At 61.9% G+C, this 18,644-nt stretch carries 17 protein-coding genes and 1 pseudogene; 9 read left to right on the top strand and 9 right to left on the bottom strand.

The window, feature by feature from the left end; all coding sequences use genetic code 11:
• Genes ACX0MV_RS14290 through ACX0MV_RS14275 form a run of 4 tightly spaced genes read left to right on the top strand, consistent with a single transcriptional unit; the run spans position 1 to position 2,087 of the window.
• Positions 1 to 477, top strand: coding sequence for a metal-dependent hydrolase (locus tag ACX0MV_RS14290; RefSeq protein ID WP_458983180.1), 477 nt, complete (start codon positions 1 to 3; stop codon positions 475 to 477).
• Positions 478 to 537: 60 nt separating this feature from the next.
• Positions 538 to 969, top strand: a complete 432-nt coding sequence (locus tag ACX0MV_RS14285) for a DUF4345 domain-containing protein (protein ID WP_458983179.1) — start codon at positions 538 to 540, stop codon at positions 967 to 969.
• A complete protein-coding gene (locus ACX0MV_RS14280) occupies positions 966 to 1,271 on the top strand; it encodes an NIPSNAP family protein (protein WP_458983178.1) in 306 nt (101 codons plus the stop codon). The genes ACX0MV_RS14285 and ACX0MV_RS14280 overlap by 4 nt, the downstream gene beginning before the upstream one ends.
• A gap of 60 nt (positions 1,272 to 1,331) precedes the next feature.
• Positions 1,332 to 2,087 (top strand): alpha/beta fold hydrolase, encoded by a 756-nt coding sequence (locus ACX0MV_RS14275; RefSeq protein ID WP_458983177.1) that lies wholly within the window; start codon positions 1,332 to 1,334, stop codon positions 2,085 to 2,087.
• Between the two features lie 4 nt (positions 2,088 to 2,091).
• Here the strand turns inward: ACX0MV_RS14275 and ACX0MV_RS14270 are convergent, their stop codons facing one another.
• The gene (locus ACX0MV_RS14270) at positions 2,092 to 2,991 is read right to left on the bottom strand and encodes a DMT family transporter (protein ID WP_458983176.1); all 900 of its coding nucleotides are present in this window, start codon (positions 2,989 to 2,991) and stop codon (positions 2,092 to 2,094) included.
• 133 nt (positions 2,992 to 3,124) lie between these two features.
• Between ACX0MV_RS14270 and ACX0MV_RS14265 the strand changes: the two genes are divergently transcribed.
• Positions 3,125 to 3,592 carry an Lrp/AsnC family transcriptional regulator gene (locus ACX0MV_RS14265; protein ID WP_458983175.1) on the top strand — a complete coding sequence of 156 codons (468 nt, stop codon included), beginning with the start codon at positions 3,125 to 3,127 and terminating at the stop codon, positions 3,590 to 3,592.
• A gap of 125 nt (positions 3,593 to 3,717) precedes the next feature.
• Here the strand turns inward: ACX0MV_RS14265 and ACX0MV_RS14260 are convergent, their stop codons facing one another.
• Positions 3,718 to 4,524 carry a substrate-binding periplasmic protein gene (locus ACX0MV_RS14260; protein WP_458983174.1) on the bottom strand — a complete coding sequence of 269 codons (807 nt, stop codon included), beginning with the start codon at positions 4,522 to 4,524 and terminating at the stop codon, positions 3,718 to 3,720.
• Positions 4,525 to 4,635: 111 nt separating this feature from the next.
• On the opposite strand from ACX0MV_RS14260, the pseudogene ACX0MV_RS14255 reads away from it, so the two are divergent.
• Positions 4,636 to 5,030 (top strand): annotated as a pseudogene (locus tag ACX0MV_RS14255) (Lrp/AsnC ligand binding domain-containing protein); the annotation flags it as partial.
• Between the two features lie 12 nt (positions 5,031 to 5,042).
• Here ACX0MV_RS14255 and ACX0MV_RS14250 read toward each other — a convergent pair.
• From ACX0MV_RS14250 to fadD2, 6 genes are all read right to left on the bottom strand, one after another.
• The gene (locus ACX0MV_RS14250) at positions 5,043 to 5,948 is read right to left on the bottom strand and encodes a serine hydrolase domain-containing protein (RefSeq protein ID WP_458983173.1); all 906 of its coding nucleotides are present in this window, start codon (positions 5,946 to 5,948) and stop codon (positions 5,043 to 5,045) included.
• A 31-nt stretch (positions 5,949 to 5,979) separates the two neighbouring features.
• Positions 5,980 to 6,507, bottom strand: a complete 528-nt coding sequence (locus ACX0MV_RS14245) for a DUF3087 domain-containing protein (RefSeq protein WP_458983208.1) — start codon at positions 6,505 to 6,507, stop codon at positions 5,980 to 5,982.
• 71 nt (positions 6,508 to 6,578) lie between these two features.
• Entirely contained in the window at positions 6,579 to 10,676 is a 4,098-nt protein-coding gene (hrpA, locus tag ACX0MV_RS14240; protein WP_458983172.1) for an ATP-dependent RNA helicase HrpA, read from the bottom strand.
• 335 nt (positions 10,677 to 11,011) lie between these two features.
• Positions 11,012 to 11,350, bottom strand: a complete 339-nt coding sequence (locus ACX0MV_RS14235; protein ID WP_458983171.1) for a DUF3509 domain-containing protein — start codon at positions 11,348 to 11,350, stop codon at positions 11,012 to 11,014.
• A 285-nt stretch (positions 11,351 to 11,635) separates the two neighbouring features.
• Positions 11,636 to 13,324 (bottom strand): long-chain-fatty-acid--CoA ligase FadD1, encoded by a 1,689-nt coding sequence (gene fadD1, locus ACX0MV_RS14230; RefSeq protein WP_458983170.1) that lies wholly within the window; start codon positions 13,322 to 13,324, stop codon positions 11,636 to 11,638.
• A gap of 237 nt (positions 13,325 to 13,561) precedes the next feature.
• On the bottom strand, positions 13,562 to 15,250 hold the full coding sequence (gene fadD2 / locus ACX0MV_RS14225; protein WP_458983169.1) for a long-chain-fatty-acid--CoA ligase FadD2: 1,689 nt from the start codon (positions 15,248 to 15,250) through the stop codon (positions 13,562 to 13,564).
• A gap of 262 nt (positions 15,251 to 15,512) precedes the next feature.
• Here fadD2 and ACX0MV_RS14220 point away from each other — a divergent pair, with 262 nt between their 5' ends.
• The 3 genes from ACX0MV_RS14220 to ACX0MV_RS14210 all read left to right on the top strand — a co-directional run bounded on the left by ACX0MV_RS14220 (position 15,513) and on the right by ACX0MV_RS14210 (position 17,546).
• On the top strand, positions 15,513 to 16,475 hold the full coding sequence (locus tag ACX0MV_RS14220) for an alpha/beta hydrolase (protein WP_458983168.1): 963 nt from the start codon (positions 15,513 to 15,515) through the stop codon (positions 16,473 to 16,475).
• Positions 16,472 to 16,942, top strand: a complete 471-nt coding sequence (locus ACX0MV_RS14215; RefSeq protein ID WP_458983167.1) for a MaoC family dehydratase — start codon at positions 16,472 to 16,474, stop codon at positions 16,940 to 16,942. The genes ACX0MV_RS14220 and ACX0MV_RS14215 overlap by 4 nt, the downstream gene beginning before the upstream one ends.
• Positions 16,943 to 17,039: 97 nt before the next feature.
• Positions 17,040 to 17,546 (top strand): DUF1993 domain-containing protein, encoded by a 507-nt coding sequence (locus ACX0MV_RS14210; RefSeq protein WP_458983166.1) that lies wholly within the window; start codon positions 17,040 to 17,042, stop codon positions 17,544 to 17,546.
• Between the two features lie 101 nt (positions 17,547 to 17,647).
• On the opposite strand, the gene ACX0MV_RS14205 is transcribed toward ACX0MV_RS14210, so the two are convergent.
• The gene (locus ACX0MV_RS14205; RefSeq protein ID WP_458983165.1) at positions 17,648 to 18,568 is read right to left on the bottom strand and encodes a LysR substrate-binding domain-containing protein; all 921 of its coding nucleotides are present in this window, start codon (positions 18,566 to 18,568) and stop codon (positions 17,648 to 17,650) included.
• Positions 18,569 to 18,644: the final 76 nt, after the last annotated feature.

Raw genomic sequence — 18,644 nt, 5'->3', positions numbered from 1 at the left:
ATGTTTATAGGCCATTTACCAGCAGGCTATATATCGGCGAAGTTGTTTTTTAGGCCGCTCGCGGATTCTGGCGTTGCAGCAAAGTTCTTTGTCCTGGCGGGCGTGCTGGGCGCGATTGCCCCTGATCTGGATATGTTCTATTTCTATCTGATCGACAACCGCCAGAATCACCACCACACCTACTGGCCGCACTATCCGATCCTATGGCTTTCGATGCTGGTGGCGTCGGGTATCTGGTTCAGATTATCGAGAAACAAATCAGCTGCAGCGCTTGCGTCAATATTTTCAATCAGCGGATTTATTCACATGCTGTTGGATTCAATCGTCGGTGACATCTGGTGGTTTGCTCCGTTCGTGGATCAGCCTTATGCGCTCTTCACCGTCGAGGCTGTCCATAAACCTTGGTGGTTGAATTTCATCTTGCATTGGTCGTTCGCCCTAGAACTGCTGGTATGGTTCTGGGCTGTTTATCTCTGACGGTCCAAACCCTCCAGCCCCCAACAACGAGCCTGAACACACCACGTGAAGGATTGATCCATGAACGGAACTCGAAAATTTCTTCTTGCATCTGGCGCGGCCGTGATCGCGATAGGCCTGCTTTACGGTGTATCGCCCAGCGCTGTCCTGGAAGGCATTGTGGGCTTATCGCTTCAAGACAATGAGCTGCATATCTTCCGGGCGATCATGGGGTTGTACTGCGGCATCGGCGGGTTGCTGCTGGTTGGCTCCCTGTACGCCGAGCATGCGAAAGCTGCCCTGCTGCTTGAAAGCGTTTTTCTCGGTGGCCTGGCGGCTGGTCGACTGATCAGCCTGGCAGTCGATGGCAACTTTCACTGGTTCGCTTTGCTCGCCGTCGCCATTGAGGTGCCGCTGTTTATCGTCTGTTTACTCTTGCTCAATGCCCAAGCTAAAGCCTGGGCTGCGCCAAGCTCACCTGCCAGCGCCTGGCCCACACCGAGGCTCTTATGATTACCTGCTACCTGCGTTACGTGATCGATCCGTTCAAGCTCAAGGAATTTGAGCACTACGGGAGAATCTGGATTCCCCTGGTCGAGAAGTTCGGCGGCCAGCACCACGGCTACTTCCTTCCCTCGGAGGGGGCCAACAACATCGCCTTGGCGATGTTCACCTTCCCAAGCCTGGCCCTCTATGAAGAGTACAGAACCCGCTCAATGCAGGACCCGGAGTGCCTGGCTGCGTTTGAATATGCCGAGAACACGCGCTGCATCATCAGTTACGAGCGGAGTTTTTTCAGGCCGGTCTTTCAATAGCGCGATTGGCTCAGGGGCCATCCGGGTCATTCAAGAAAAAACAGCTTGCGGGGCTTACCGATGTTCAACTTTCCGCCGAAGAAGATCGCCAGCGCCATCGGCGAGTCCATCGAGTATGTCTGTGCCGGCCGCGGGCCTGCGCATGTCGTTCTGGTCAATGGTTCCGGTGGGCCCATCGAGGGCTGGTACAAGGTGTTCGGCCCGCTTGCCGGCATGGCGAAGGTGTTCGCGTACAACCGGCCCGGTATTGGTAAAAGCTCGAAACCGGCCACGGCGCAGCATGGCCGGCATATGGTCGAGTCGCTGCGCGCGGCGCTGCTCGCAACAGACATGCCGCCGCCCTATGTGCTGGTCGGCCATTCCGTGGGCGGTCTGATCGTCAATCTGTTCGCGCGCCTTTATCCCGCGGAGGTAACGGCAATCGTCATGCTCGACGCGACGGCACCGGAAGATGTCGCGGTGCTCGCCCGCTACGAGAACGCGCTGCAACGCCTGATCAAAAAGGGCATGGAACGGCTCTCGCCACCGAACCCCAACGCCGAAAGCCAGCACTTGGCATCGACCGTTCAGCAGTTGCAGTCCGCCCCGCCGTTTCCGGCCATCCCCCTGACCGTCATCACGGGCGGCAAACCCGCCATGCAGTGGGCCACGGCAGCCAAAGCGCTGGCAGCACGGTCCGCCCACCAACGCGCACTGGTAACGCTGTCGCCGATGGGCAAGCAGATCATTGCAACCCGTAGCGGGCATTTCCCGCAGTTTTCCGAGCCCGAGGTGGTGATCGCCGCAATCGAGCAGGCGCTTCGCTCTTCCAGTTAACGTCCTACACACGTCCCACGGGCGCACCGGCTGCGGGCTTCCACCATGTCCAGCCGAGCGTCATCCCCGCTGCTGCGAACAGGATGGCGGCGATACCGGCCAGCTGGATGGCCTGCAGGCGATGGTCGAATACCAGGTAGTCGACCAGGATCGCCACCACCGGGTAGATAAAGGACAAGGCGCCGGTCAGGTGGGTCGGCAGTTTCTGGATCGCGCCGTACAGCAGGATGTACATCAGCCCGGTGTGCACCACGCCCAGGGTAAGCAGCACGGCCCAGGTGCTGGCATCGGCCGGCAGCGCGTTGAAGTTGGCAAAGGGTGCGAGCATCAATGTGCCGACGCAGACCTGAATCAAGGCGATCAGATGGGGCGGCGTCCCTTTGAGTTTCTTCGCGACCACTGCCGCCAGCGCGTAGAAGAACGCGGCGCCCAGGGCCAGCAGAATGCCGAGCAAATGCTCGCTGCCCAGGTAACCGGCGCTGGGTTTTGCCTGCACGATTAGCAGCATGCCGATGAACGCCAGGCCGAGCCAGAGCAGCTTGTTGAGGGTCAGGCGCTCGGCGAAGAACAGCGCGCCCAGCGCCACGAGAATGAACGGCTGGGTGTTGTACACCGCGGTGGCGATGGCGATCGAGGCCCGCGAATAGGCGGCGAACAGCAACAGCCAGTTGAGCACGATCGCCACCCCACCGAGCGCAGCGAACAGCAGCAGGCGCGGCGTCAAGGTGCCACGCAACAGGCCAAGTGCGGCGCAGACGGCGAGCAGCACCGGTGCGCCGATGGCGCAGCGCCAGAACACCACATCCATTACCGGCTGGCCGGACACCACCACGAACCAGCCAATGGTTCCGGAAATCATCATTGCTGCGGTCATCTCGACCGTGCCACGCGCCGTGCTGTTCATGGGAATCCTCCTGAGTGGGCGATAGGCATAAATTATTCTGTGGCGAGCGGCTTTGACATGGCTGAAAAAAGGCGTAAATAAAGAAAAACCTAACTTTGTTAGCCATAACGGTGATTTTTCGGAGAAACGAAAAATGCTCGACGAAACCGACCAGAAAATCCTCGAAGCGCTGCTGAAAGATTCGCGCGTATCGCTCAAGGAGCTCGCCCGGCAGGTCGGTTTGTCGTCGCCCAGCGCCTCGGAGCGCTTGCGCCGGCTGGAGGAACGCGGCGTGATCCGGGGCTTCACCATCGAGATCGACCCGCGTGCACTGGGCTACCAGCTACAGGCCATCGTGCGCATCAAGCCGTTGCCGGGCATGCTGCATGTGGTGCAGAAGCTGATCGAAGACACTCCGGAGTTCTGCGAGTGCGACAAGGTGACTGGCGACGACTGCTATATCGTGCGCCTGCACGTACGCTCGATTGACCAGCTAGACCACATTCTCGACCGCATCGCCGACAAGGCGCAGACCAGCACGGCCATCGTCAAATCCCAGCCGATCAAGCGGCGGCCACCGGGTATCGGCCGCGCCAAGCAGCGCCTGGACGAACTGCCGTGATTGACCAACGGATATCGCGAGCTCCGGTTCGCCGGCAGCCATGAACATGCGCGCGTTATGCGCACGCGGCGGCAGCGTGGTCGCACAGGTTCGTTCAATCACTAAGAGGGATGGGACGGCAGAAGTTAGGGTTTCAGGTAACGCTGCACGATGCGCTCGTAAGTGCCGTCGTTTACCAGGCTTTGCAGCACATTGACATAGGCTTCAACAAAGGCTGAGTCCAGCGAATGTTTGCTGAAGGCCAGCTCCGCGGCCTCGGTGGAAACCACTACGCGGGTGGGTGTGATGCTGTCACCAAGGCCCAATGCCTGAATTTCATGCATACCACTGTGCTCATCAGCAATCACGCCGTCGATCCGCCTCTTGCCTATCATCCGCCACAGGCTATCTCGGTTGGCAACCAGCGCGACCCTCGCGGCAAACGCCTCCTGCGCCATCAACTGATGGAAATCCGGGCCGTAGGACACGTTGGTCTGCGCACCCAAACGAAACGCGGTGTTTTCCAATTCGAGCAGACTTTCGACAGGCCAGCGAGCCAAAGCGTCGCGGTGCATAAACAGAATGTTGCGCGAGGGTGGTAATACCGCGCCGGAAAAGTAGGCAAATCGCTCGCGTTCGGGCTTCCTGAACGCGCCGGGGAGAATATCAAGCCGTCCCAGTTCCAATTCTTTGAGCGCGCGAGCCCAAGGCAACTTGACCAGCCTGACCTGGCAGCCCAAACGGGTCAGGACTTCTCGGTTCAGATCAATATTGATACCTACAACTGTGCCATCCGGTTGGAGCAGACTGAACGGCGCATCATCGTCCCAACGCAGCGACTTCTCACACGCCCAGGTGAGGCCTGGCAATAAGGTCGCCACTACCAGCAGGGCAATCGAACGGCTAAGGCGCAACGTTAGAAAATCAGCAGCAATACGCGTAATACGGGTCATTTTTCGTGCTCACGCTGGGATCTCCCGAGTCTAGCAGTGCATTGCGCCGAACGCGGCGCCACACCAAGGCTCCGGCTGCCATCTGTTTCGGCTTATCGGTTGGATTTCAACAAGGAGCTTATCCGGCAGGTCGGCCTGTCGTCACCGGCGCCTTTGAGCGATTGCGCCGGCTGGAGGAACGCGGCGGCTTTACCATCGACGATCGACCCGCCCGCACTGGGTATCAGCTACAGGCCATCGTGCGTATCAAGCCGCTGCCGGGCATGCTGCATGTGCTGCATGTGCTGCAGAAGCTGATCGAAGACACGCCGGAGTTCTGCGAGTGCGACAAGGTGACCGGCGATGGCTGCTATATCGCGCGCCTGCACGTACGCTCGATTGGCCAGCTCGACCACATTCTCGACCGCATCGCCGACAAGGCGCAGACCAGCACGGCCATCGTCAAATCCCAGCCGATCAAGCGGAGGCCGCCGGGTATCGGCCAAGCGCCGAGCGCGCGGACGTAGCCTGCGGTTGCGCTATGCGCGCGGGCTCCCCTGCTCGTCAGCTGCCAGCGAGGCCGCGAGTTGGCGCACCATTTCCGCCTCGATTGCACCCTGATCCGCGCCCGCGGCGAACACTGCACAACTGGCCGTACGCTCGCCCTGGGCCTGATGGTAGACGGCGATCACGCTGCCCGGCCCGGCGCCGGTATGCCCGCACAGGCTGACGCCGTTGGCCAGACCGCCCTTCATCAGGCCGAGGGCGTAGCCGGGCGACACCCAGGGCCGTCCGGGGATCGGCCCGCCAAGAACGCGGGCCGTCTGCATCGCCTGCAGCAACTCATCCGGCAGTAGGTTGCCCGTCAGCAGGCGGTCGAGGCACAGCGCTGCCTCACTGAGCGGCCCAACCAACAGGCCGTGGTAGACCCAGCCAGGGTCATAGGTGCAGATATCGCCCAGGCATACGCCGTGCAGATCCGCGGTACTGGCTGCCAGGCGCACCTGGGTCAAGCCAAGCGGCGCGAATATGCGCTGCTGCAGCGCCTGCTCTAGGGTAAGGCCGGTGGTTCGCTCGATAAGCCTGAGCACGTAGAGGTAACCGACGTTGGAGTAGCCCCAGCCGGCGCCCGGCTGATAACGCAGCCGCGTGGCATCGAGGCGCTGCAGCATGTCGGCGGCGGACCAGGGCGCCTCGTGCCGAGCGACTGCGGCGTGGTACTCGCTCAGCTCGCCATAGTCGGCCAGCCCCGCCTCGTGGCGCAGCAACTGGCGCAAAGTAAACGGCCCTTCGGGCAGTTGAGCGTCGAGCTCGACCAGGCCGTCGCGCACCAGGGTCAGGGCCGTGGCGGCCAGCACCGTCTTGGTAAAGCTCCACCAGGGCACCCGATCTGCGGGCTGCGCGGCAGGCAGCGGACGACCCTCGACGACCAGGGAAAACTGCATAGGCTGGCTACTCCCATCACGGCGCACCAACTCAGGCCGCCCACTGCTTCACGACGTCCAGCCAATGCGGGTCGAGGCGGCGCTGTTCGGTATCCAGCCCCTGCGCCAGCATCGCTTCTCGGTGCGTATCGATCTCCCGCACCATCTGGCTGAGGTCGCTGGAGTTGCCGTCGAGCTGGTGCATCTGCGTCACGCCGAGGTGGTAGAAACGCAGCAACTTCATCGCCGCAGGGTCGCCCGCCGCTACGCCGGTTTTGACGTAATGCATGACGTTGGTCACTCGCATTAGGCTGCGTTTGAGCCGCCAGCCGTAGACCGCCGGCGCCATCCACGGCCGCGACCACAGGTACTGGCGCACCACGGCGATGGTCAGCGCCAGGCCAGTGAGCACGCCCATCAGGTTCCAGCGGAAATTGTCGCCACCTGGCGTGCCGAACAGCTTTACCGCCGCTGTGGAAAGCAGCAGCGCCAACACGACAAAGCCGCCCGCGATAAACAGCGTGATGCGGCGCGTCTGCTGCCGATAGATTTCGGCATTCATGGGTTGGATTTCAAACAGCACGCGAAAGACTCCAGAAGTTGTACGGATCACAGTAACGCTTGCTCACCTTGCGCAGGGCCAGGCGCACTTCAGCCCTCCACCAGACTCCACTGCTTGCTCAGGCGCTTGTCCGATACCGCGAGCTTGGTGCCCAGCTGCTGAGCGAACAGCGATACGCGGTATTCCTCGAGCATCCAGCGATAGAGCTGCAAGTGTGGGTCGCGCTTGCCTTCCTGGCCATGTTTGCCCAGGCGCGCCTGGTATTGCTCCCAGTAGCCTGCCAGCTCGCCGGCCCATACCCGGTCGCGCTGTACCTGGCCGCCGATCTTGTCCAGACGCTGCTCGATGGCCTTGAGGTAACGCGGCACTTCCTTGAGCCATTCAGCCGGAATCCCGCGGACGAAGCCGGGGTAGACCAGGTTGCTCAGCTGCAGCTTGATGTCATTGAGCGCCATGGCCTGGGCCAGGTCGATCTTGCCCTTGAAGCGCTTCTGCAAACCGTGCCAGAGCTTGAGGATGTCCAGGCACAGTTTGGCCAGGCGCTCGGCATGCTCGGCCCAGTCGCCACGTTTGCTTTCGGCCAGTTTGGCCAGGGCCGCGCCGTCCCGTGGCATCGGGCTGACACCCTCAAGCACGCAGCTGTCGAGGCTGGCCAGGAGGATGTCCTCGACCAGGGCTTCAACCCGGCCCAGCTCGCGGTAGAGCAGGCCCAGCTCGGTCAGCCCGGGCAATTTGCCCCGCAGGAATTTCGCCGGCTCGGCCAGTTGTTGCAGCAGCAGCCGTTGCAGCGCGCGGCGATGCTGGTAATCGGCTTCGGCCTGGGTCGGGAAGCGCCCTTCTTTGACCGTACCGGCCTCCTCCACCAAGGCCGGATACACCGTCATCGAGAGCCCGGCGATCTTTTGCTGGGTCTTCTCGGCGACCTGGGCGAACGCCTTGGCTTCGACCGGCTTCTGGGTTTTTTCGGTCTGCGGCAACGCCAGCGCGGCCTGGCTGGCTTCGCTGAAGCGCGCGGTGAGTTCGGCCAGATCGCGGCCCTCGCCGAGGACCTTGCCGTGGGTGTCGACCACTTCGATATTCATGCGCAAGTGGCTGTCGAGCCCGGCATCGGCCTCTGCCCAGGCTTCGTCAGGCACGCGGGTGCCGGTCATGCGTTGCAGTTCGCGGCCGAGCGCCTGCGGCAGGCTGCCATCAGCAAAGGCAATCTTCCCCAGCGCCGCGCCGACGAAATCCGGCACCGGCACGAAACTCTTGCGCAACGCCTTGGGCAGGCCACGTACCAGCGCCATGCACTTGGCCTCCAACAGGCCGGGCACCAGCCATTGCAAACGCTCGCCAGGCAGTTGCGGCAACAGCGGTGCGGGTACGCGCAGGGTCACGCCATCGCGCGGGTGGTTAGGCTCGAAGTGATAGCTCAGCGGCAGGGTCAGCTCGCCCAGGCGCAGGGTATCGGGGTATTGCGCGGCGGTGACTTCGGAGGCCGAGCGGGCCAGCACGTCTTCCTCACGCATAAGCAGCAGCTGCGGGTTCTTCGCACTTTCGCCCTTGTACCAGCTGTCGAAGGTCGCGGTCTGGTAGACCTCCGCCGGCAGCCGCGCGTCGTAATAGCCGAACAGTGTCTCCTCGTCGGCGAGGATGTCGCGGCGACGCGCCTTGGCTTCCAGTTCGTCGAGCTGCTCGAGCAATTGGCGATTAGCGGTCAGGCATTTGGCCCGGGAGAGCATTTCCCCGCCGACCAGGCCTTCGCGGATAAACAGCTCGCGCGATACCTTGGGATCGATGGGGCCGTAATGCACCGGGCGACGGCCGACCACGATCAGGCCGTAGAGGCTGATCTGCTCGAAGGCCACAACCTGGCCGCGCTTCTTCTCCCAGTGCGGTTCCAGGTGATTCTTCTTGATCAGGTGCGGCGCCAGCGGTTCGATCCAGTCCGGCTCGATTTTCGCAACCATGCGCGCGAACAGCTTGGTGGTTTCCACCAGCTCGGCGGCCATGATCCAGTTCGGCCGCTTCCGCCCCAGGCCGGACGACGGGTGCACCCAGAAACGCCGCTGCCGTGCGCCGAGGTAGTCGCCCTCCTCGGTCTTCTGGCCGATCTGGCTGAGCAGACCGGAGAGGATCGCCTTGTGCACGCTGGCGTAGCCTTTGGCGCGTTGGGCGGCCTGATCTTTTTCGGCCAGTTCCTTTTCTTTTTGGGCCGCCGAGAGCTGTAGTCCGGCATTCCGGCGATCCTGTGGATTTGCCGCAGGCGAATTAGCCGTGGTGGACAAGCCTGCGGCGTTGTCCACCCTACGATCAGCGTCGTAGGGTGGACGGCCGGCGCCATCCACCTTCTTGCCAGTGCCTAGCTGCAAATCACGGGTAATCAGCACCAACTGGCGGTGGGCGTCGCGCCATTCGCGCAGGCGCAGGTAATTCAGGAAGTTCTTCCGGCACCAGCTGCGCAAGGCGCCAGAGCCAAGCGCCTGGCGCTGCTCTTCGAAGCCGCGCCAGAGGTTGATCAACGCGGCGAAGTCGGAATCCACATCCTTCCACTGCGCGTGAGCCTGGTCGGCGGCCTGCTGGCGGTCGGATGGACGTTCGCGCACGTCCTGCACCGACAGCGCGCTGGCAATGATCAGCACTTCGTCGAGGCTGCCCTGCTTCGCCCCTTCCAGCACCATACGGCCTAACCGTGGGTCCACTGGCAAGCGCGCGAGCTGACGACCGAGCGGCGTCAGCTGACTCTCGCGGTTGACCGCGGACAGCTCCTGCAACAGGTTGAAGCCGTCGCTGATGGCCTTGCCGTCCGGCGGCTCGATAAAGGGGAAATCCTCGATTGCGCCGAGGCGCAGATGGAGCATCTGCAGGATCACCGCCGCCAGGTTGGTGCGCAGGATTTCCGGATCGGTGAATGCCGGGCGGCCGACAAAATCCTCTTCGCTGTACAGACGAATGCAGATGCCCGGCTCGATCCGGCCGCAGCGACCCTTGCGCTGGTTGGCGCTGGCCTGGGAGATAGCTTCGATGGGCAGGCGCTGAACCTTGGCGCGGTAGCTGTAGCGGCTGATGCGCGCTGTGCCACTGTCGATCACATAGCGGATGCCCGGCACCGTCAGCGAGGTTTCCGCGACGTTGGTGGCCAGAACGATCTTGCGCGCACCCATGGGCGCGAAAATCTTCTGCTGCTCGGCCGGGCTCAGCCGCGCATACAGCGGCAGCACTTCCGTGAGCCGCAGGTTGGCCTTGCGCAGCACTTCGGCGCAGTCGCGGATTTCGCGCTCGCCGGGGAGGAACACCAGCACGTCGCCGGGGCGTTTGCCTTCGCTTTTCTCGAACGCGGCAATTTCATCCAGGCTGGCGAGAATTGCCTGGTCCACCGAGAGGTCTTCCTCGACCCGGTTGCCATCCTCGTCCTGCTCGGCGGCAAGCGGCCGGTACCAGGTGCCGACCGGGTAGGTGCGCCCCGACACTTCGACGATGGGCGCGCCGTCAAAGTGTTTGGAGAACCGTTCCAGATCGATAGTCGCCGACGTGATGATCAGCTTGAGGTCAGGCCGGCGCACCAGCAGGGTTTTCAGGAAACCCAGCAGGAAGTCGATGTTCAGGCTGCGTTCGTGGGCCTCGTCGACGATGATCGTGTCGTACTTTTCCAGGTAGCGGTCGTGCTGGGTTTCGGCGAGCAGGATGCCGTCGGTCATCAGCTTGATCAGCGTGCTGTCTTTGCTCTGATCCTCGAAACGCACCTGGTAGCCGACCAGCTCGCCCAGCGGCGTGCCGATTTCTTCCGCCACCCGCGTCGCCACGCTGCGCGCTGCCAGACGGCGCGGCTGGGTATGGCCGATCAAACCATGCACGCCGCGGCCCAGCTCCAGGCAGATCTTCGGCAGCTGGGTGGTTTTGCCCGAGCCGGTTTCGCCAGCGATCACCACCACCTGATGCTTGGCGATGGCGGCCTTGATCTCGTCACGCTTGGCGGCAATCGGCAATGCATCGTCGTAGCGCATCGGCGGCACGCTGAGGCGCCGCGTCTCGACCTTGGCCTTTGATGCCTGGAAGCGTTCCAGCCATTGCGCAAGCTTGGCGTCATCCGGTTGCGCCTGCTTGCGCAGCTCGTGGAGCTGGCGGCGCAGCCAATGACGGTCGGCCAGCAGGGCCTGGTCGAGGTTTTTGCTGAGGAGGTCAAATGCAGGTGGTAGATCGGTCATTGAATGCTTTCGTAAGGCGAGCCGCGCTCGCAATCTGCAGGGTCGGCCGATGACGCACGGACGGGCCGTGGGTACTGCCGAAAGGGGGGGATTGTCGCAGATTTGCCAGCGAGAACGAATCAAGGCTGACGGCCTTCTGCAATGCAGGTGCTAGCCCTCATCGGCCACGGGTAGACCGGCAGATTTTTGCTAGAGGAAATTTGCTGGAGAGCAAGGAGCTGAGCGAAGACGCGCTGAACGCGCGCCGCGACGAGGCTGGAACTTCAGGTACTGCGTTTTACCGTCGCGGCTTTCAAGACCAAATGCTGGCAAGGGCTGCCTGGGAAGCCAGGCACTTAGCTGGCGTGTTTCAGAATCCGCCGGCTGACCAGGGTCTGCAGCGCGCGGAAGTACACCGGCGTGCCGGAATAGGTTGGCAGGTTGGAACGCGCCATCGACTGGTAGTTGTCGGCCCAATCGGCGTTGTCCTCGGCTGCCTTGATACCCCAGTGCAGTTGTGCAATCACGTCCTGAACGGCTTCCTGGGTCAGCATCGAGTTGACCGCGACAGCGCGCGAGTGACGCGGCTTGTCGTCCTTGCTCAGGGTCAGCAGTATCGAACCATCGGGGCGGGGAGCAGCACTCACAGCGTACTCGGGGAAGGCGTTGGCGACTAAATCCGTTCTGAGCTGCATGGTGAATCTCCTGTGAGTTCGTTTCGGTTCTCAACAGGTGCATAACCGGTGCCAACAAACGGATCTATGTAAATCAACAACTTAGCAATGAAGGAAGCACTCTGACATCAGCACTCTGCATTGTTAGACAAAATCCACCATGCGTTTTGCACGATCATTCGTGACCGCTTTTACGCCTGATACACCGGCTGAACGACCGAGCCAGGCAGCACGCGCCGGCTGGTTTCCATGGCCCGAAAACAAGAAAGCCCCGCCGAGGCGGGGCTTTTCTGCACGACCAGCGTGCTACTTCTTGCCAAGCTTCTTCAGCTCTTCGTCACGCAACTCGCGGCGCAGAATCTTGCCTACGTTGGTGGTTGGCAACATGTCGCGGAACTCCACTGCCTTCGGCACCTTGTAACCGGTGACGTTGGAGCGCATGTGCTCCATGACCTGCTCCTTGGTCAGGCTCTCGCCCGGCTTGACGACCACGAAGATCTTGATCGCCTCACCAGACTTCTCGTCCGGCACGCCAATGGCGGCGCACTGCAGCACGCCCGGCAGCGTCGCCAGCACGTCTTCCAGTTCGTTCGGATAAACGTTGAAACCCGAGACCAGAATCATGTCCTTCTTGCGGTCGACGATGCGCATGTAGCCGTCTTCCTGGATCACCGCGATGTCGCCGGTTTTCAACCAGCCTTCGGCGTCGAGGATTTCGTCGGTGGCATCCTGGCGCTTCCAGTAGCCTTTCATTACCTGCGGGCCTTTCACGCAGAGTTCGCCGATGGAGCCGAGCGGCTGCTCGACGCCTTCGTCATCGACCACCTTGCACAGGGTCGACGGCACCGGGATGCCGATGGTGCCGATCTGGATGTGCTGGGACGGATTGACCGTAGCGATAGGGCTGGTCTCGGTCATGCCATAGCCTTCGCAGATGGCGCAACCGGTTACCTGCTTCCAGCGTTCGGCTGCGGCCAGCTGCAGCGCCATGCCACCGGAAAGCGTGACTTTAAGCGCCGAAAAGTCGAGTTTCTGGAAATCGGCGTTGTTGCACAGGGCAACGAACAGCGTATTGAGGCCGACAAAGCCAGTGAACTTGAACTGCGAGAGTTCCTTGACCATGGCTGGCAGATCGCGTGGGTTGGTGATCAGCACGTTGTGGCTGCCAATCAGCATCATTGCCATGCAATGAAAGGTGAACGCATAGATGTGGTACAGCGGCAGCGGCGCGATCAGCACCTCACAGCCTTCATTCATCTCCGCGCCCATCAGCGCCTTGGCCTGCAGCATGTTGGCGATCAGGTTGCGGTGAGTCAGCATCGCGCCCTTGGCTACGCCGGTAGTGCCGCCGGTGTATTGCAGCACTGCTACGTCAGCGTTGTGCGGACTGGCTTCGGTCACCGACTTGCCCCGGCCTTTGGCCAGCGCTGCGGTGAGCTTGATGGCGTGCGGCAGGTTGTAGGCCGGCACCATTTTCTTCACGTACTTGACGACGCTGTTGACCAGCAGACGCTTGATGGGCGCCAGCATGTCGCCGACTTCGGTGACGATGACCGTCTTGACGCCGGTCTTGGGCAGTACCTGCTCGGCCAGGTGCGCCATATTGGCCAGACAGACCAGCGCCTTGGCGCCGGAATCGTTGAATTGGTGTTCCATCTCCCGCGTGGTGTACAGCGGGTTGGTGTTGACCACGACTAGCCCTGCGCGCATGGCGCCAAATACCACGACCGGGTATTGCAGGACGTTGGGCAACTGCACAGCGATACGGTCGCCGGGTTGCAGGTCGGTGTGCTGCTGCAGGTAAGCGGCAAACGCACCCGACAGCTCGTATACATCACCGTAGGTCAAGGTCTTACCGAGGTTGCTGAAGGCAGGCTTATCAGCGAAGCGTTGGCAGGACTCGCGCAGCACCGACTGGATGTTCGGGTACTGGTCTGCGTTGATTTCGGCAGGAATCCCAGCGGGATATTTATCCTTCCAAAAGTTTTCGATCATGGAAGTCCACTCCTAAGCGACAGCTGATCTTCACCGCCGATGGCGGTTATTTTTTGTTTTTTTGCTTAGCGTTCTGCCGAACCAGCGGCAAAAAAGCGGGCCGAGCGTAGCACCTTTACCAGGGACCGCCTAGCGCCAAAGATGGGCCTGCAGGTCCTAACGTGACCAGCCTATACGCGACTGGTCACTTCAGAACCGCCGTCCGCAAACGCCCGCAACGGAGCGTCCTAGACGAGCTTAGGCGATGTCGCGCAGTTCGCGACGGAGGATTTTGCCAACCGGGGTCATGGGCAGGGAATCACGGAAGACGATGTGCTTGGGTACCTTGTACCCGGTGAAGTTTTCCTTGCAGTAGGCCTTCAGCTCATCCGGCGTCAGGTCGTTTTCGCGAGCCACGACGAACAGCTTGACCGCCTCGCCGGACTTCTCGTCCGGCACGCCGATGACCGCGCAGCTGGCGACTTTCGGATGGGCCATGATCACTTCCTCGATCTCGTTGGGGTACACGTTGAAGCCCGAGACGATGATCATGTCCTTTTTGCGGTCGACGACGCGCACGAAGCCATCCGGGTCGATCACCGCCACGTCGCCGCTCTTGAACCAGCCTTCGCTGTCGAGCACTTCGGCGGTCGCGTCTTCGCGCTGCCAGTAACCCTTCATCACCTGCGGGCCCTTGATGCACAGTTCGCCGCGCTCGCCCAGACCCAGTTCATTGCCGTTATCGTCGATCACCTTGAACAGGGTGCCCGGTGCCGGCATGCCGACGGTGCCCAGACGAGCCTTGTCGCCATAGGGGTTGGTGCTGGCCACGGGCGAGGTTTCGGTCAGGCCGTACCCTTCCACCACGGTACAGCCGGTCATTTCCTTCCAGCGCTCGGCGGTGGCCTTGACCAGTGCCGTGCCGCCGGAGTTGGTGACCTTGAGCTTGGAGAAATCCAGCTTCTGGAATTCGGGGTTGTCCATCAGGGCGACAAACAGCGTGTTGAGGCCAAGCAAGGCGGAGAACTGCCACTTGCCCAGCTCCTTGACGAAGCCGGGGATGTCGCGCGGGTTGGTGATCAGTACGTTGTGGTTGCCGTTGACCATCATGCACATGCAGTTCGCGGTGAAGGCATAGATGTGATACAGCGGCAGCGGCGCGATCATGATCTCCTGGCCCTGCTTCATCAGCGGGGTGCCGTCGTCGCCGAGCTGGGACAGGCAGGCATCGACCTGCAGCATGTTGGCCACCAGGTTGCCGTGGGTCAGCATCGCCCCCTTGGCCACGCCGGTGGTACCGCCAGTGTATTGCAGCACGGCGACATCGTCGTGACCGACCTTGACCGGCTTCAGCGAATGGCCCTGTCCCTGCTTGAGCGCCTGCTTGAAAGGCACGGCTTGCGGCAGGTGATAATCGGGGACCATTTTCTTGACCTTCTTCACCACGGTGTTGACCAGCCAGCCCTTGAGGCTCGGCAGCAGGTCACCCATCTTGGCTTCGATCAGGTAATCGATGTCGGTATCCGGCAGCACGTCCTGCACCAGCTTGCCGAACATGTTCAGGTACACCAGCGCACGCACGCCAGCGTCCTTGAACTGGTGGCGCATTTCGCGGGTGGTGTACAGGGGGTTGGTGTTGACCACGATCAGCCCGGCGCGCATGGCGCCGAATACGGCGATCGGGTACTGCAGCACGTTGGGCATCTGCACGGCGATGCGGTCGCCAGGCTGCAGGTCGGTGTGCTTCTGCAGGTAGCCGGCGAATGCCCCGGACAGGCGGTCCAGTTCGGCATAGGTCAGAGTGACGCCCAGGTTGGTGAATGCCGGGCGGTCAGCGAATTTCTTGCACGAGCGCTCGAACACCTCGATCACCGACTTATACGCATTCAGGTCGATATCGTTGGGTACGCCGGCGGGACGTTTGTCGTTCCAGAAATCAGGCTGCATTATTTTTATCCTCTTCCCCTGAAAGTAATGGCACCGCTTCATGGCAGATGGGTAGTACCTGCTTGCACGGCCCCGAAGCATGTCGCTTCCAGAGCCGCGCGCAGCGTTATTTTGGTTGCGCCGACGTTAGCAGCTCTGCACAGCGGCGCAAATACCTCCTAAGGCGTCATTAATCCCATGAATCTCGGACTACGCCGCGGCGCTGTGAAAAGCTTGGCCGCTGGCTCTACAATGCCGGACTCTCGCAGGCTAAGGATTCGCCATGCACCATGATGCTTTCTGGCTGAACAGCACTGACGCTGCGCCTTTGTATGTGAACCGCTGGTTCACTGAGCAACCACCGAAGGCGGTGGTCATGGTGGCGCATGGCATGGCCGAGCACAGCGGCCGTTACGCCCGCTTCGCTGCCGCCCTGGTCGCTGCGGGTTATGAGCTCTATGCACATGACCAGCGCGGCCATGGCCGAACCGCCGAACATGGCAGCCTGGGCCACTACGCCGATGAAAACGGCTGGAATCTGGTGGTCAGCGACCTTGCCAGCCTCAACCACCACATTCGCCAGCAACACCCGAGCGCGCCGATTTTCCTGTTCAGCCACAGCATGGGCAGCTATATCGGCCAGGCCTACCTGATGCAGCACAGCTGCAGCCTGCAAGGCGCGATCCTGTCGGGCTCCAATTACCAACCCATGGCGGTGTACCGCATGGCCACCCTGATTGCGCGGCTGGAGCGCTGGCGCCAGGGCCCGCGTGGTTACAGCGCGCTGATCGAGTGGCTTTCGTTCGGCTCGTTCAACAAGGCGTTCAAGCCCAACCGAACGACGTTCGACTGGCTCAGCCGCGACCCGACCGAAGTGGACAAGTACATTGCCGACCCGCTGTGCGCCTTTCGCTGCAGCAACCAGCTCTGGTGCGACCTGATCGAGGGGATGATGCAGATCACCCCGCTCGACAACCTCGCCCAGATCGACAGCAATCTGCCGTTGCTGGTCATCGGCGGCGCACGCGACCCGGTCAGCGACGGCAGGCGCCAGGCCGACCTGGCCGAGGCACTGCGCCGCGCTGGCAATAAACAGGTGACTTTGAAGATTTACCCGGAGGCCCGTCACGAGCTGCTCAACGAAAGCAATCGCGACGACGTCACGAACTACCTCATCGACTGGCTGGAGCAGGCATTGCGCCTGGCCCGTCAGTGCCCCGCCACAGCCCAGGAGCTACCCGCATGACGCAAAGCAGCAACACCCCGTACGACGCCCTTGAAGTCGGGCAAACCGCGAGCTACAGCAAAACCGTCGAAGAGCGCGATATCCAGCTGTTCGCCGCGGTCTCCGGCGACCACAACCCGGTCCATTTGGATGCCGATTACGCCGCCACCACCATGTTCAAGGAGCGGATCGCCCACGGCATGTTCAGTGGCGCCCTAATCAGCGCCGCAGTTGCCTGCGAGCTGCCCGGCCCCGGCACCATCTACCTGGGCCAGACCATGCGCTTCACGCTGCCGGTCAAGCTTGGTGACACCCTGACGGTCCGTCTGGAAATCCTCGAAAAGCTGCCGAAGTTTCGCGTACGAGTCGCCACCCGCGTGTTCAATCAGAACGACGAACTGGTGGTGGATGGCGAGGCGGAAATCCTCGCGCCGCGCAAACAGCAGACCGTCGAACTGACCGCACTGCCGCCGATCAGCATCGGCTGATTCCTCAATCGTCGGCGGGCTTCACCCCACCGACGCCAGGCTGCCGTCGACTGAGCCATACCGCCGAGCAGCCCTTATCGTCCTACTGGAGCACCTCATGTCCCTGTCCATGTATCAAGCATCCATCCCGGTATTCCTTCGCCAGCTCGACAACCTGTCGTCCATTCTCGGCATCGCGGCGGCGGATGCCGAAGCACGCAAGATCGACCCGAGCGTATTCCTCAACGCACGCCTGGCACCCGACATGTTCCCCTTCAGCCGCCAGGTGCAGATTGCCTGCGACAGTGCCAAGAGCGGCGGCGCGCTGCTCGCCGAGGTCGAAACGCCGAGCCACGCCGATGACGAAACCAGCTTCGCCGAGCTGCAGGCGCGCATCGAAAAGACCAAGGTATTTCTGCAAGGGCTGAGCGCCGCGCAGATCGATGGCAGCGAGGAGCGCACCGTGACGCTGCGCCGCCGCGACAAGGAAACCCACTTTCAGGGTCAGGCCTTCCTGTTGGATCACGTGATGCCGAACTTCTACTTCCACCTGACCACCGCGTACGCGATCCTGCGCCACAACGGCGTGGCCGTCGGCAAGCGCGACTTCCTCGGCACCCGCTAAACGAAACGCCGCCACGGCCTCGTGCTCAGAGGTCGTGGCGCGGGCGCCCAGCCCTTGGGATCAGGCCACTAAACAGGCGCCGCTCCCGTCTTGCTTGAGGCTTAGCCAGGCAGTAACTGTTTGGCCTCGAGGCACAAGCCACCCGGCACGCTCAGCACCCAATCGCGAATGGCGAGAATTACCGGGTCATCCTGACGACTCTGCGGGTACACCAGGTAAAACGGCTTGCCAGCCAGTTCCGGGCCGAAAGGCTGCACCAGCCGACCCTCGGCCAGTTCGTCGGCAATCAGCGGACGACTCATCAGCGCGACCCCCTGCCCGCCAATGGCGGCGGAAATCGCATGAGTTTCATCGGAAAACACCAGGCCTGCGCTGACATCGAGCCCGGGGACCTGCGCCTGCTTCTGCCAACCGGCCCAATCCATCGGAAAGGTCGATACCTGCTGCGGCCGGAAGTGAAGCAACGGATGCTGCGGCAAATCGGCTACCTGCGTCAGGCCCAGATGGGGACTGCAGGTGGGTATGAAGATATTGTCGAACAGCTTTTCTGCCACTAGCCCCGGCCAATGACCGTCACCATAGCGAACAGCCAGATCGGCCGTTACGCCGTCCAGGGCGACCGGCTCATGGGAAGCATGAATGCGCAGGTCGATCTGCGGGTGAGCGTCGCGTAACAGACAGATCCAGGACAACAGCCAGCGCACGGCGATTGCAGGCGTGGTGGAAAGCGTAACGGCGTGCCGCACCGGCGCGGTTTTCAGCTGCTCAACAGCGCTACCGATCGCATCGAACGCCGCCCCCAATACCTCCTGCAACGCCCTGCCCTGAGCCGTCAGCACCAGCTGCCGAGGCTTGCGCACGAACAGCGCCACGCCCAGGGACGCTTCCAGCCCGCGAATCTGATGGCTGATGGCGGTGGCAGTCACCGACAGTTCCTCAGCGGCCTGCTTCGCGCTTTCATGCCGCGCCGCCGCCTCGAAGGCGCGCAGTGCCGAAAGCGATGGTAATCGGCGAGGATTCATCAATGAATTCAACTCATCTGTAGAACAAAAAATTGGTCGTTTGTGGCCGCTAAAAACCCTGTCCTAGCATGTGATC

It is taken from the genome of Pseudomonas cistanchae (assembly GCF_054483635.1).
The sequence above is the reverse complement of the archived record's forward strand: the minus strand, read 5'-3'. Positions and strand labels throughout refer to the sequence as shown.